Source organism: Tuberibacillus sp. Marseille-P3662 (genome assembly GCF_900178005.1).
Lineage (GTDB): Bacteria > Bacillota > Bacilli > Bacillales > Sporolactobacillaceae > Marseille-P3662.
Window position 1 is genome coordinate 1,512,578 of the sequence record NZ_FXBS01000006.1, and the last position, 14,377, is coordinate 1,526,954.

At 42.1% G+C, this 14,377-nt stretch carries 13 protein-coding genes; all 13 read right to left on the reverse strand.

What is annotated here, in order from left to right; translation table 11 throughout:
* Positions 1–71: 71 nt before the first annotated feature.
* Positions 72–767 carry a FadR/GntR family transcriptional regulator gene (locus tag B9Y89_RS16235; protein ID WP_085524232.1) on the reverse strand — a complete coding sequence of 232 codons (696 nt, stop codon included), beginning with the start codon at positions 765–767 and terminating at the stop codon, positions 72–74.
* A 389-nt stretch (positions 768–1,156) separates the two neighbouring features.
* The gene (locus tag B9Y89_RS16240) at positions 1,157–1,366 is read right to left on the reverse strand and encodes a hypothetical protein (RefSeq protein ID WP_085524233.1); all 210 of its coding nucleotides are present in this window, start codon (positions 1,364–1,366) and stop codon (positions 1,157–1,159) included.
* Between the two features lie 426 nt (positions 1,367–1,792).
* Positions 1,793–2,845, reverse strand: coding sequence for a GrpB family protein (locus tag B9Y89_RS16245; protein ID WP_085524234.1), 1,053 nt, complete (start codon positions 2,843–2,845; stop codon positions 1,793–1,795).
* A gap of 355 nt (positions 2,846–3,200) precedes the next feature.
* A complete protein-coding gene (locus tag B9Y89_RS16250) occupies positions 3,201–4,400 on the reverse strand; it encodes an IS110 family RNA-guided transposase (RefSeq protein ID WP_085521477.1) in 1,200 nt (399 codons plus the stop codon).
* 292 nt (positions 4,401–4,692) lie between these two features.
* Positions 4,693–5,112, reverse strand: a complete 420-nt coding sequence (locus B9Y89_RS16255) for a nuclear transport factor 2 family protein (RefSeq protein WP_085524235.1) — start codon at positions 5,110–5,112, stop codon at positions 4,693–4,695.
* Between the two features lie 118 nt (positions 5,113–5,230).
* Positions 5,231–5,587, reverse strand: coding sequence for a hypothetical protein (locus B9Y89_RS16260; protein WP_085524779.1), 357 nt, complete (start codon positions 5,585–5,587; stop codon positions 5,231–5,233).
* An 83-nt stretch (positions 5,588–5,670) separates the two neighbouring features.
* On the reverse strand, positions 5,671–6,219 hold the full coding sequence (locus B9Y89_RS16265) for a GNAT family N-acetyltransferase (protein WP_254901273.1): 549 nt from the start codon (positions 6,217–6,219) through the stop codon (positions 5,671–5,673).
* A 125-nt stretch (positions 6,220–6,344) separates the two neighbouring features.
* A complete protein-coding gene (gene argH / locus B9Y89_RS16270; protein ID WP_085524237.1) occupies positions 6,345–7,718 on the reverse strand; it encodes an argininosuccinate lyase in 1,374 nt (457 codons plus the stop codon).
* Complete coding sequence (locus B9Y89_RS16275) at positions 7,711–8,934, reverse strand: argininosuccinate synthase (protein ID WP_085524238.1); 1,224 nt, start codon at positions 8,932–8,934, stop codon at positions 7,711–7,713. Before B9Y89_RS16275 ends, argH begins: the two co-directional genes overlap by 8 nt.
* Entirely contained in the window at positions 8,910–9,086 is a 177-nt protein-coding gene (locus tag B9Y89_RS19155) for a hypothetical protein (RefSeq protein ID WP_176222266.1), read from the reverse strand. The genes B9Y89_RS16275 and B9Y89_RS19155 overlap by 25 nt, the downstream gene beginning before the upstream one ends.
* Positions 9,087–9,089: 3 nt before the next feature.
* Positions 9,090–10,049, reverse strand: a complete 960-nt coding sequence (gene argF / locus B9Y89_RS16280) for an ornithine carbamoyltransferase (RefSeq protein ID WP_085524239.1) — start codon at positions 10,047–10,049, stop codon at positions 9,090–9,092.
* Positions 10,003–13,293, reverse strand: coding sequence for a carbamoyl-phosphate synthase (glutamine-hydrolyzing) large subunit (gene carB, locus B9Y89_RS16285; RefSeq protein WP_085524240.1), 3,291 nt, complete (start codon positions 13,291–13,293; stop codon positions 10,003–10,005). The genes argF and carB overlap by 47 nt, the downstream gene beginning before the upstream one ends.
* Entirely contained in the window at positions 13,277–14,365 is a 1,089-nt protein-coding gene (locus B9Y89_RS16290) for a carbamoyl phosphate synthase small subunit (protein WP_085524241.1), read from the reverse strand. Before B9Y89_RS16290 ends, carB begins: the two co-directional genes overlap by 17 nt.
* Between the last annotated feature and the right edge of the window lie 12 nt (positions 14,366–14,377).

The following is a 14,377-nucleotide window of genomic DNA, read 5'->3' on the forward strand; positions in this document are numbered from 1 at the left end:
CAACCTCCTTAAAAGCGCCTTGACGCATAGTGATTAACCGCTTACATAAATCATAAAAATAAAATACTGCTTTACAAATATCTTTGTTTCACCTTTTGTAAATGATCCCACATCGCTTCTCTCGCTAATTGAGAATGACCGTCCTTAATCGCTTCATAAATGTTCCGGTGCTCTTCCAAAATAGAATGGCTCTTTCCCGGACGCTTTAATGTGTTAGCCCGGCTTTTTTCCAAACCCACCATAAGTTGATCAGAGACCATATTCATAACCTTAGCGATCGTCCGATTTTGTGCGGCTTTCGCAATACTCATATGAAAAGCCAAATCTTCGTCAGCAGCAAGTCTTTGTTCCAAAACGGCTTTCTCTAAGTCACTGAACGCATGGTACAGCCTTTCAAGGTCATCACGACTCCCTCTAAGGGCGGCGTAATAAGCGCATTCCCCCTCTAATGCCTGACGTAATTCCATCAATTCAACAATGTCAACGGAAGGCCCTTGAATCACAGCATTCAGTTTCTCCAAAATGTCGTCAATGGGGGCTTTCAGTAAGAAGACACCACTTCCTTGCTTGATTTCAACGACTCCGGCCGATTCTAAGACACTGAATGCCTCTTTAACCGACGTTCGCGAAACTGAAATCGTCTCCGCTAATGTTCTTTCTGAAGGCAGTTTCTCACCCGGAAGAATCTCCTTCTCCTTAATCGCTGCTTTAATTTGTTTAACAATATCTTGGTACATGCGTGGCTTTTTTACAGGTGCCCATTTCATCAGCCTCCCACCTTTCAAATATGAAGTGGCTAAGTGGTTGGTCCAGTATACGACAAAACAATTGTAAGCGCAACTATTTTTCAGATATTTATATTATGTGGCAATATGGTAAAAAGTGAAAAAACGCCGTTTCTACGTGTCGGTTTAAAATAAAGTTTGATCAAAATTGTGCCTATAAAACCTGACTTAGTAAAAAGGTAAAAGCCTGTTTTTGAAAAAAATTGGTCAAAACAGGCCCTTAAAAAAACTCCCCGTTAATGGAACATCAGAAATAGGCCTTTTTGTAGTCAAGACCAAAAACCCCCTTTGTTTAATGACCACTTGTGTCCACGTCCCTTTATGGAAGCATCATTGATCAACTAAAGCGCTCGTAGTGAAATAGACATTACCTAGTCTTTGTTCATTTTTTCATGCCTTTGTTTGTGATTTAGATCTATCACAAGATCTCCAACACCCATTGCAATAAATCCATTCAGCAAAGCGAAAAATGGAATGGTTAAATCTCCATTACTATTTGCAAAAGGGATCATAATGAATACAACTATACTAAATAAAATAAAAGCAATTCCTAATACATATAAGATTCGACCAACAAACAATTTTATCCACTCCACATAATTTCTTTCCCTATTCCGTTAGTTTAAGTAAATCTTTTCATAAATCCTCATTCTATATTACTACAAACATCCATTTAATCACTTAAGAGTTACTCCATAATCTGGCCCGATTAACCAGTAATGGACACACTTTTGTTCCTCCTAATAAGCACCCTTTAATGGAATACTGATAAGCTTAAGTTATTGGTTAAAGATAGGAATGCTAGTACGAAGTTAACTCTGAATTCTTATTTACGTTTTATATTTATAAACTTTATTCCTCTCTAATACTTGACAACCATTATCTTTAAAAGTTTTTAGCATAGGTTTATTATTCTTGCTAGTACACCCAATGTAGAAGAATGCACAAAATTTATTCTTTAATATTTCCAATGCTTGTCTGTGAATTGGTTTACTTTTCCCTTTACATCATTGACTCGGAATTAATCCAAAGTAAAATAATCGACCTTCTTCTTGAGTTCCTGGTTCAATATGGGGCATCGCAACCCCAATTGGGAATTCTCCTTCATACACAACTAAACAAGAATCTTTATAAGATTGACCTAATTCAAATTTTACACTCTTCATTTGTTCATCAATATTTAAAGAAGAAGGTGAATTTAAAGAAACATTCATTGAATGTGCCCATATCCTTTTAAATTCTTCAATAGAAAGTTCATTCAAAGATTTGAACGTAAATGAAGATTTCTTATTATGTGATTTATCACTTAAACTATGGAACACTTTTACTATTTCATCATGTAATTGTAATCCTTTGTCCATAAGATATTGCTCGACTTCTTGAGGGAACTTATCACTTACTAAGATATTTAAATTACCCATTTTTTTAAAACTTGGGTCTGAAAGAACGTGAGATATAAGGTCCAAAAACTCCTCAGTAGTTAATTCCTTTGTATCCTCAATGGTTACAAAGTTTTTTCCTTTAACAATCTTTACTCTTCCGTAAAGGTCTAGTCTGTCTGAAACTCTTTTATAATCTGCCGAAGACAAAATCCCCTCAATAAAATCTGCTTTCTCTTTACGGTAATCATCCATGTCTTTCCCTTGATACTTCCGTTTCAATTGATTATAGAGGTCAATGTATTCAGGATTCTCTTTGAAATATTGCGTAACTTTCCAAAAGTTATCAACGACCGAAGATTTAACAGTTAGCTGAATACCAAGTGGAAGAATTTCATCTTCCTTTTCAAATGCACAAAAGAATGAAGTTTGATCACTACCTTTATTTATGTCGTAATGTTCCATTAGAAATGCTCTTGCTTGGCTGAATGCCTCTTGGGTCACACGTATTTGAATATCAACATCACCTTTGGTTAAAGAACCTTCAACAGCAGTGCTTCCAACGTGATAAACCTGAGATTCTGGCAAATTACTTTTTATAAATTTAAAGTGTTTCCCAAACACTTCTTGTGCTTTTTCTCTATATTCCTCTTCAGAAGCAAACATAACTGGTTCTTCCATTAAATGAGCCCCCTGAGTTTAAATATATAATTGTTTTAAATAGCTACTCAGGAATTACATCGGTACCTATCCATTTCTAATGTAATTTTGGCATGCACTTACTCATTTGTTTAAAATAAATCTCCTAATTTAACTATTACATTCTTTCGATTTGGTGAGTTAAAAAACCTTCCTTTACTCCAAAAACTGGCCCTTATACACGATATTGGCGCTATTTCTTATTAGAGAATACCAGCTAATAAGAGGTCAACCCTTAAGGCTAAAAAAGTTCTTAAGAACATGATACAATAAAATAAGGAACGACAAATAGCCCTCCAATTTGGAAGGCGTTGGAAATATTCGTTTTCATGACTCTTTAGGCCTCTACAAAGGCTTCTTTTCGCTTAAGCATGTAAAAAATCCAATGAATCAGTTTATTCATACAGGCTCCCATCACGACTTTATGGGGTTTGCCCTCGTCTCGCTTGTTTTGATAGAAAGCGATGAGCTTTGTATTTCGAGATTTACGCAAGCCGCATAATACAGCAGTATACAAGGCTTGACGCAGCTTACTGGAACCGCGTTTGGTCATGCGGTTTTGCGTAGCTTTGAATTTTCCTGATTCATGGACCCTGGGGTCAATCCCTGAAAAAGCAACTAACTTCTTCGGATGATGAAATCGATCAATTCCCCCGATCTCAGACAAAATTGTGGCTGCAATCTTGTCTCCGATGCCTGGAATGGATCGAATCAAATCATAGTCATCCACTTCTTTTGCCTGAGCATCTATCTCCTCTTTCAAGGTGGATAGGTGTTCTTGGTATTCAAGCAGCAGTTTAATGTACATTTTTAGACTAATGACAGGACTTTGATAGAGCGCTTGCTGGAATGGATCCCGAAGAGCTGCTTCTTGTAATTGTTCTGCCTTTTGCACAGCCCATGTATAGGATCGCGTATGGCAATGGGCTTTAATGCCCTTGGCTAATTCATCAATGTCTGCAGCTAACACGGTTGCCGGTGTAGGAAAGTCCAGAAGCTGTTGCAGTGAGACTGTTGAATAAATCGATCCAAATACTTTTTTGTATTCAGGGAATAGTTGATCCAGCACCGTTTGGAATTTCAGCTTGACTTCTACATAAGAATCAGTGAGCGCATCATGTTGCCTTGTTAAGTGGCGCAGATTTAAAATCTGAACGCTCTTTTTCCGAAAAGGCACCAAATCTTCCTTATAGTACAACTCGCATAAGTGAGCAGCATCTACCGCATCTGTTTTGACCTTTCTCATGCCCGTTTGCTTAGCCCCAAAGGAGACAATCGGGTTGACAAGAAAATAAACCATTTGGTTTCGTTCCAGAAACTGAACCACCGGTTCATGATAATGTCCGGTTGACTCCAGGATGACGGTCGGATACTTACCACTTGCTTGCTCAACTTCCTGATAGAAGGTATAAAACTTTTCCAATCCTTGAATGTTGTGCTTAAACTTGAAGCTCTTTTTGTAGGGTTTCTTTCTTCGTAAATAGGCTTGGACCTGGCTTTCTTCCTTTGCCACATCCAGACCTATAACAGGATTCATACGTCGATCACTTCCCTTTCAGAATATTTACCGGTAACCTCTATCTCTCCTACAGTGTCATATCTTCGCTTGTTATACGAGATCATCTGAAAATGTCCCAACCAGCCTCACCCATGTTTCTGTAAGTAGAGGGGGAACAGTTTTCTGGACGGGATCAATCAAGTCCCACGCGCCCGTTCGTTCTCCTCCGGCTACCCCTATTAAACCATTAAAATGGTCAATCAGAAATAAATTCTGATTGACCTCATAATACGAAGCGCCCGTTTAATGAAGAGTGCTATGTATATTTTTATTAGTACTTTGTAGGATCATCAGTGTTAAAACCATTTTCAACGTATTCTCGGATCTTTTTCCACTCATCTTTTTCCTTCCGAAATGTCTCTGTAAACAACAACTTCGAGCTTGTCATTTCACCATCAACTTCAAAACTCACCCAAAAAATTGCAACACCTTCATTTTGCTTATTTACATCAACCATAATATCTTGAAAATACCATTTCGGGTCTCTTCCTTCGTACATTTCATAAGCTTGCTTCCAACCCTCTTTTGCATTTTCATAGCCCCAATCCCCTACCTCTGCTTCTGGTCCTGCCCATCTAACCATTAATTCGCTCGACGAATGACTCGCCATTCTAGCTGCGTCTTTACTGTTCCAAGACTCTCGATACTGAATCAAAAAGTTTTTGAAGTCATCCAATAAAGTGTTTGACATAACTTCTAGCCTCCTACAAATCCCTTGATAGGTAACATTTCAATAAAAATCAGCAAACACCTTTTTGCAATCTCCGTTTTTTATAAAGAACAACATATTTCTTCCGCAAACTGGCCCTTTAATTGAATAATGATATTGCAATTACTTCAAAAATTACCGAACATACTAATATGAATATTGATTGTATGCAAATAAGGCATTTTACTACATTATTATCTGTTATATCGGCAATACTTTTTGCAGTCTTAAAATTTATTGGCACAAAGTATAAAGAAAACAGAAGTCCTCCTGAAAATGACATACATAAATGAACAAGTAATGAGTTAGTGGTTGAATTCTCAACTATACCTCCAATGATAAAAAAGGGAACACCAGCCCATATAAAAAAGGTTGGAATTAACAAAACCAATGCCATTATTACTAACATAAAGTTCTTTTTGAGCGCCTTTAAATAACTATGATCGTAAACATTCATCGTTGAAACCCCTTTTCTTTCTTCTAAAATGAGCATTGATATTGCAAAATCGCCTCCCAGAGTTCTATAAATGGCATATTTACTCACTTCCTTATTGACGTTGGGTAACCGAATGAACCATTGTTCAAGCGTATTTTTGCGTAGAGGCAATCATCTCTGATGGCGCCCGCTGGATCGATGAAGTTGTTTATAAGGACTGCCTCCAAGTGGTACCCACAGCGCTCCGCAACAACCCTACAACTAGCACTATTTCTAGTGTCACAACGTATTTCGATGCGATTGGCGTGAAGATTCTTAAAAGCAAATTGAGTCACTCCATCCACAGCTTCACTCATAAATCCCTGTCTAGCAGCAGATCGCCTAATCCAGTAACCAACTTCAAAGCGGCGCACTTGCCAATCTGCCCTTACCAGGCTGCAAGTACCTATGAACACTCCATAAAGTTTATCTAATATGTAAAAAGTGAAGGCGTCACGCAATAAAAAATTCGCTCGATGTTTACGAGCATTGGCTTCAGTCTCTTCGGTTTCTGGAATATGGTCAGCCCATTGCATCCACTCATGAAGACATTCAAAAGACTCTCTTATCGCCTCATTAACCATTGCTCCATCGCCATTCTGAGGGGCCCGCAATAAAAGTCTTTCGGTTTCAAACTGTTCTGGTATATCAAGAAGAATTGGAATGGTCTAACCTCTTAACCTCTCATTGTTCATTAAAAAATCCCAATCCGTGATGGATTTGGGATTCATATGGTCTTTTATTGTAATGCAGCTTTCGCCTGCTGCAGCTGTTCTTCGACTTGTTCAAATCCGGTTCCGCCTTGGCTATGGCGGGCGCTGACAACATGCTCAGGACGAAGGATATCATAAATGTCTTCTTCAAATAAAGCGCTAAAACCTGTGTATTCGTCCATATTTAAATCTAATAAATATTTGCCTTGTTCAATCGCGTAGATCACGATTTTGCCGATGATGTCATGCGCTTCACGGAACGGCATGCCTTTGGTCGCGAGATAATCGGCAATGTCCGTAGCGTTGGAATAATCTTGAGTGACGGCTTGGCGCATGTGAGCTGTCTTGACGGTCATCGTTTCAATCATTGGTGCCAGCATACTTAATGACGCATCCAAAGTGCGGACAGTATCAAACATGCCTTCTTTATCTTCTTGCATATCTTTGTTGTAAGCGAGCGGCAAACCTTTTAAGACTGTTAGCAGTCCTACTAGGTTGCCGTTGACGCGTCCGGTCTTTGCTCGCAATAACTCAGGGACGTCGGGATTTTTCTTCTGCGGCATGATGCTCGATCCCGTACTGAAGGAATCATCGAGTTCGATAAATTGAAACTCCTGGCTCCCCCAAATAATGAGTTCTTCGGATAGACGCGAGATATGCGTCATGAGAATGGAAGCATCTGATAAAAATTCTAGAATAAAATCACGGTCACTCACAGCGTCCATACTATTCGGGTAAACAAAGTCAAAATCAAGCAATTCGGCAACACGTTCTCGGTTAATCGGAAACGTCGTCCCTGCGAGTGCGCCTGCGCCTAACGGTAAACCGTTGACCCGTTTCTGGCTGTCTTTTAGACGTTCTTTGTCTCTCTGAAACATCCAAAAATAGGCTAATAGATGATGCGCGAATGAGACGGGTTGGGCGCGTTGTAAATGCGTATAACCCGGGAGAATCGTTTCCACATTCGCTTGGGCTTGTTCATACAGAGCCTCTTGAACTTGGGTGAGTAATGCCAAGATGGCTTGTATCTTGTCACGCAAATACAAGTGCATATCGGTCGCCACTTGATCATTACGGCTGCGGCCGGTATGGAGCTTGCCACCGACCGCGCCGATCTCCTCGATCAACAGTTTTTCCACGTTCATATGAATGTCTTCATGTTCCACTGAGAATTCAACTTGACCCTGCACTATTTTATCCTGAATCGTCTTAAGACCCGTTTGAATCTGCTCGGCCTCTTCCATGGTAATGATGCCGCATTCCCCGAGCATCTGTGCATGAGCAAGGCTGCCTCTAATGTCTTCGTTTGCCAACTGTTGATCAAATCCAATGGAGGCTGTTTCTTGTTCAACGATTGTGTTCGTCTCTTTTGTAAAACGGCCGCCCCATAGTTTACTCATCATGGGCCCCCTGTTTTGCACCTTTTTTATGAACCTCTGAATAGACTTTGGTTGGCAATCCCCATAGTTTAATAAAACCGACGGCTGCGTTGTGATCAAACGCATCACCTTTGTTATAGGTCGACAATTGTTCATTGTACAGGCTGTTGTCAGACTGGCGACCAACAACCACATGGGTACTTTTGTGCAACTTAACGCGTACTGTGCCGGAGACGACTTGCTGCGTTTCTTCAATAAATGCGTCCAAAGCATTTCTTAATGGCGAATACCAAAGGCCATCATAGATAGTTTTGGCTAATTGTTGGTCAATCGTTGTCTTAAATTGGGACACATCACGTGTTAAAGTTAGGAATTCCAATTCTTTATGAGCGTTAATTAAAATGAGAGCGGCCGGATTTTCGTAGACTTCACGTGATTTAATCCCGACCAAACGATTTTCGACGTGATCGATACGGCCTACGCCGTGCGTACCGCCCAATTCATTCAGTTGTTCAATCATAGCCGCAAATGGCAATGTCTGACCGTTCAAGGCAACAGGTGCCCCTTTATCAAAAGTGATGTCGATATATTCCGCTTCATCCGGCGTTAACTCGATAGGATTCGTCCAGTCGTAGGCCGCTTCTGGCGCTTCAGCCCATGGATCTTCTAGAACACCGGCTTCACACGCACGTCCCCAAATGTTGGCATCAATGGAAAACGGATTATCGAGATCGACCGGAATCGGAATGCCTTTCTCTTCCGCATAAGCGATCTCTTCATCTCTTGTCATCCCCCATTCACGGACAGGCGCAAGCACTTCTAACTCAGGGTTGAGCGCTTGAACAGAGACCTCAAAACGGACTTGATCATTGCCTTTCCCGGTACACCCATGTGCAACAGCCACCGCCCCTTCTTGCTCAGCGACATCAACGAGCAATTTGGCAATCAGTGGTCGTGACAATGCTGATGAAATTGGATATTTACCTTCATATAACGTGTTGGCTTTGAGAGCTGGTAAAAGATAATCATCAGCCAGCATGTCTTTGGCATCAATAGTGATCGATTTAATCGCGCCGACATCAAGCGCTTTTTGTTTAATAGTCTCCAAATCTTTACCTTCACCAACATCTAGACCCAATGCGATCACATCGTACCCATACTTTTCTTGAATCCATTTGACCGACACCGAAGTATCCAATCCGCCGGAATACGCTAGAACGACTTTATCTTTTGCCATTTGTAATCCACTCCCTTTTTATGATCATTGTGATAATTTATCTTTAGTTGCGGAACTTTTGCCTTAACTTGCTGAACTTCCACCTTATCTTGCGGAACTTCTGGCTCAACTTGCTGAACTTCCACCTCATCTTGCGGAACTCTACCGAACACCGTTCACATCACATTTTTCAGAATCGCTTTTTGCGCGTGCAAGCGATTTTCCGCCTCATCGAATACAAAGGAATGGGCTCCATCAATAATCTCTGTTGTGACTTCTTCACCGCGATGTGCCGGCAAGCAATGGAGAAACATATAATCATCGTTCGCATGTTGACAGAGTGCTTCGTTCACTTGATAGTTAGCAAATGTCTTAAGACGCTCCGCTTGCTCGGCTTCCTGCCCCATGCTTGCGAAGACATCAGTGACAACGACATCCGCCTGTTCGACCGCTGCTTGTGGTGATTCTGTTATAGCAATTTGACTCCCTGTCGCTTGGCCAATGTTCCTAGCATTGTTTAGAATGTCATCCTGCGGCCCAAAGCCCTTAGGCGACGCCACTGAAATGTGCATGCCTACACTGGCTGCGCCTTCCAAGAGGGAATGACACATATTGTTGTGACCGTCACCGATGAAAGCCATTTTAAGACCCGCCAAGGAACCTTTTTGCTCGTAGATCGTCAAAAGATCGGCCAATACTTGAGTCGGATGATGCTCATCCGTGAGACCGTTAATGATCGGAACATCTGCGTGTTTGGCTAAGGTCTCCACGGATTCATGAGCATAAGTTCGAACCATAATACCATCTATATAACGTGACAGGACTTTAGCCGTATCTTCAATCGATTCTCCGCGACCCAATTGGATATCGTTAGAGCTAAGAAAAATCGCATCACCGCCAAGCTGCTTCATCCCTACCTCAAACGAGACTCTTGTTCGCGTCGACGATTTTTCAAAAATCATGCCCAGCATTTTCCCTTGCAAGTAGGGATGGGTGCCACCATTTTTTTGCTGCTGTTTTAACGCCTGTGCTTGATCAAGTAAATCCACAATGGCATCCGGCTGCCAGTCTGATAGGGTGATAAAATCCTTACCTTTTAACTGAGATGGATTCGTTTGTGTGTGTTGGCTGATCATGCGATTCACCCTCCTGTGTACAATTTTCATCTAGTGATAACTTCCGATACCCGGCAAGCGGTAAAACGGGTGATGGATACTGATTGTTAAGTGTCATCGCCGTTTTAAATGTGTCCAAGGACGTAAACAATGGCACCTGATAACGCACGGCTAATTCTCTTAAATGAAAGCCAAACGTGGTTTTATTACGACCTTGTGTCGGTGTATTTAACACGGCAGCAATCTGACCGTCAGCCAGCCATGTTTTTAAAACCGATAATTCATCAAGAATGGCCGAAACTGTCACATCATGATTTTGTAAAGAGGCCGCTGTTTCCTGTGTTGCCGCGATCTGAAAACCGCGGGATTGTAAAGACTTGGCTATTTCAACTCCGGCGACTTTCTCCTGTTCTGATAACGACATCAGAATCGTCGCTTGTGCTTCCGTTGATTGAAGAGGGCTGTCGCCGTCTAAAAATAAAGCTTTTGATAAAGCATCATGAAGCGTTTGCCCCATTCCCAGTCGTTCACCCGTTGATTTCATTTCCGGACCTACGACATGATCCACATTCTTCAACTTATGCGTTGAGAACACCGGCGCCTTAACCGAATAAAAATGAGGCGGCTTTAATAATTCTGTTCCTAAATGCTGCTCGGTCAGCGGTATGCCAAGTTGAACAGCGACAGCGGCTTCAACCATACCGACACCTGTGACTTTGCTGACAATAGGCACCGTTCGGGATGACCGAGGATTAACCTCAAGGACATACACCGTATCATCTAAGACAACAAATTGAATATTCATGAGTCCGCGAATATTTAAGGCCTGACAAATGCGCTTAGTATCATTAACTAACGTTGTTTTAACATTTTCTGATAGTGAGATCGGCGGGAATACCGCGACACTATCACCGGAGTGAACGCCCGCTTTTTCAACATGTTCAAAGATGCCTGGAATGACGATTGTCTCGCCATCACTTATCGCATCAACTTCACATTCCATCCCCGGAAGGTAACGGTCCACTAGTAACGGCCACGAACGATCATTCAAGTCATGATGCGACTGAATATAGTCCGCTAACTCATCCCTATTATGAAGAATGAACATTGCTTGACCGCCGATGACATAAGACGGTCTAACGAGAATTGGGAAACCAAGCTCTGTCGCTGCTTGACGTAACGACTGAGTATCATAGACCGTTTCACCTTGAATGTGCGGAATATCAAGCGTTTGTAACAAGTGATAGAATTGTTCACGATCTTCTAATTGATCAATCGCATCCGTTGATGTACCAAGTACCGGTATGCCTTCGCTTTCTAACGCATCGGCAAGATTAATAGCCGTTTGTCCGCCAAATTGTAACAAGACACCCTCGACATTTTCTTTTTCTATCACATTCAGCACATCTTCCAGCGCGAGCGGTTCAAAATAGAGTCTGTCGGCAATAGAGTAGTCAGTACTAACTGTTTCAGGATTATTATTAATCACAACCGCTTCATAACCTAATTTTTGTACGGCCAAAGCAGCCTGTACGGAACAATAGTCGAACTCGATGCCTTGCCCAATCCGGATAGGTCCTGAACCGATGACGAGCATTTTCGGTTTGCCGCTGACTTCAGCTTCATCAACACCGTGCCATGTTGAATAATAATAAGGCGTTTCGGCTTCAAATTCCGCCGCACATGTATCGACGAGTTTGTAAGCGGGTTGTATACCGTGATCCTTCCATTTGTTGCGAACAGCCTTTTCATCGATGTTGTGAATCGCCGCAATTGTGGCATCACTCACATTGAAATATTTGGCTTGCTTGAGTAATGAAGCCGGTACGTCTTCCCACGCATAGTCAGCTAATTGCTTTTCAAGTTCAACGATGGCTTTAATTTTGGTTAAAAACCATGGATCAATCTCCGTGTGATGATGGATAACATCGACACTATAGCCGCGGCGAAACATTTCTGCGATAGCGAACAACCGCTCATCAGTTGCCTTTTGTAAATGATATATAAGGCCATCTTCACTCTCAGCCGTGAAGGCGGGTAAGTGAAGGCCCGATAAATTTAATTCTAGTGATCTTAGGCCTTTGTTCAAGGCACCTTCGAACGTCCGGTCAATCGCCATGACTTCACCAGTGGCCTGCATTTGTGTTCCAAGATTGCGATCCGCTTCCGTGAATTTATCAAATGGAAAACGCGGTAGCTTCACGATGACGTAATCAAGGGCCGGTTCAAAAGCCGCATAAGTCGTGCCGGTGATCGGATTAAGGATCTCATCAAGCTGCAAACCAATCGCGCATTTAGCTGCAATACGAGCAATCGGGTAACCCGTGGCTTTCGAAGCGAGAGCTGATGAGCGGCTCACTCTTGGATTCACTTCGATAATGTTATATTGATCTGAATAGGGATCAAGCGCAAATTGGATGTTGCAGCCGCCGACAATATCTAATGCACGAATGACTTTCAGTGAAGCGCTGCGCAGGATTTGGTATTGGACATCCGTCAACGTCTGTGAAGGTGCGACAACCATTGAGTCACCCGTGTGAACACCAACGGGATCGATGTTTTCCATATTACAAACAATCACGCATGTATCGTTGGCGTCCCGCATGACCTCATACTCAACTTCCTTCCACCCTTTAATACTTTTCTCAATTAAGACTTGATGAATCGGGCTTTGCTGCAGACCCTGATTTAATATCAAATCGAGTTCCGTGTCATTAGCCGCAACACCTCCACCAGAGCCTCCCAAAGTATAGGCCGGACGGATAATGACCGGATAGCCGATCTCCTTAACAAACTGACAACCTTCATCATATGAGTGAATAATTTTTGATTCAGAAATGGGTTCTTCGATATCAAGCATGAGCCTGCGAAATTGTTCACGATCTTCACCTTGTTGAATCGATTCAACTGATGTTCCTAAAAGCTCCACACCATGTTTTTCTAGAATCCCCTGTTCATATAATTGGACAACGAGATTGAGTCCTGTCTGTCCGCCTAGTGTTCCGATAATTCCGTCGGGGTTTTCTTTTTTAATAATGGTCTCAATCGCTTCGGTTGTTAATGGTTCGATATAGACTTGATCAGCCACTTGTTCATCGGTCATGATCGTCGCCGGATTATTGTTAATCAGGACAACCTCAATATTTTCTTCTTTGAGTGCTAGGCAAGCCTGCGTCCCAGCATAATCAAATTCTGCCGCTTGCCCGATGACGATAGGGCCCGATCCAATCACTAAAACTTTTTTGATATCAGTAAGTAAAGGCATAATTCATCTCACCTGTTTGTCGAATATTGTGTAAAAAACGATCAAAAATGGGCTCAGCATCTGTCGGTCCAGGGTGGGCTTCCGGATGAAACTGTACGGTTTCAATCTTAAGCCAATTATGTTTTAACCCCTCAATCGAACGATCATTAACATTTCGGTAAGTGACTGTTAATGTATCCTCGTCGATACTGCCATCCTTGACGGTATAACCATGATTCTGCGGCGTGATCCATACCTTACCTGACTGCAAATCTTTTACAGGGTGGTTCCCGCCTCTATGGCCAAAGTGTAATTTCTCCGTTTCCGCACCGTAAGCTAAAGCGATGAGTTGATGACCCAAACAAACTCCTAAAGTTGGATAATGCTCCGTGATCTGTTTGATCTGAGGTAACCACGGGACCAAAGCTTTAGGGTCCCCCGGCCCGTTACTCAACATCACGCCATCAGGGTGCAGTTGTTTGATTTCAGTAAACGTCGTTGTGTACGGAACGATGGTCACTTCGCAGCCTGCCTCAAGTAACGCATTAAGCATTGATTTTTTATAGCCGAAATCCATGAGGACAACATGTGACCCTTTCCCTTCATAATGCTGATTTGATTGAATCGACACTTGTTCAACCAATGACGGATCATTTGCTTGGTAGGATCCCAACGATGTCACGTTATCCGGTGTTTTCGTTATTATCCCGCGCATTGCTCCGTGCTCACGGATGCTTTTTACAACCGCTCTTGTATCGACACCCGCAAGACACGGAATACCTGCCTTTGCCATATGGTCGGCAAACATTTGGACTGACGCATAATGACTCGGTGTCATACAGACATCGCTGATGATCACGCCAGATAAATGAAGGGCAAGACTTTCATCATCCCACTCATTAATCCCATAGTTACCAATGAGTGGATAACAGAATGTCATGATTTGTCCAGCATAAGATGGATCGGTCAAAATTTCCTGATATCCAGTCATACTCGTGTTAAAAACCACTTCACCTGTTGCCTGAACATCTTTTCCAATCAAGGTCCCGGCAAAAGTTTCTCCTGTTTCTAGTCGTAAATAGGCCGTCTCCATTCTCAAAACCCC

Excerpts from the sequence above, each read along its gene's own strand:
- argF (WP_085524239.1), bottom strand. The coding sequence starts at position 10,049 with ATGATCAGCCAACACACACAAACGAATCCATCTCAGTTAAAAGGTAAG.
- B9Y89_RS16235 (WP_085524232.1), bottom strand. The coding sequence starts at position 767 with ATGAAATGGGCACCTGTAAAAAAGCCACGCATGTACCAAGATATTGTT.
- B9Y89_RS16275 (WP_085524238.1), bottom strand. The coding sequence starts at position 8,934 with ATGGCAAAAGATAAAGTCGTTCTAGCGTATTCCGGCGGATTGGATACT.
- B9Y89_RS16255 (WP_085524235.1), bottom strand. The coding sequence starts at position 5,112 with ATGTCAAACACTTTATTGGATGACTTCAAAAACTTTTTGATTCAGTAT.
- argH (WP_085524237.1), bottom strand. The coding sequence starts at position 7,718 with ATGAGTAAACTATGGGGCGGCCGTTTTACAAAAGAGACGAACACAATC.
- B9Y89_RS16260 (WP_085524779.1), bottom strand. The coding sequence starts at position 5,587 with ATGAATGTTTACGATCATAGTTATTTAAAGGCGCTCAAAAAGAACTTT.
- B9Y89_RS16245 (WP_085524234.1), bottom strand. The coding sequence starts at position 2,845 with ATGGAAGAACCAGTTATGTTTGCTTCTGAAGAGGAATATAGAGAAAAA.
- B9Y89_RS16250 (WP_085521477.1), bottom strand. The coding sequence starts at position 4,400 with ATGAATCCTGTTATAGGTCTGGATGTGGCAAAGGAAGAAAGCCAGGTC.
- B9Y89_RS16290 (WP_085524241.1), bottom strand. The coding sequence starts at position 14,365 with ATGGAGACGGCCTATTTACGACTAGAAACAGGAGAAACTTTTGCCGGG.
- carB (WP_085524240.1), bottom strand. The coding sequence starts at position 13,293 with ATGCCTTTACTTACTGATATCAAAAAAGTTTTAGTGATTGGATCGGGC.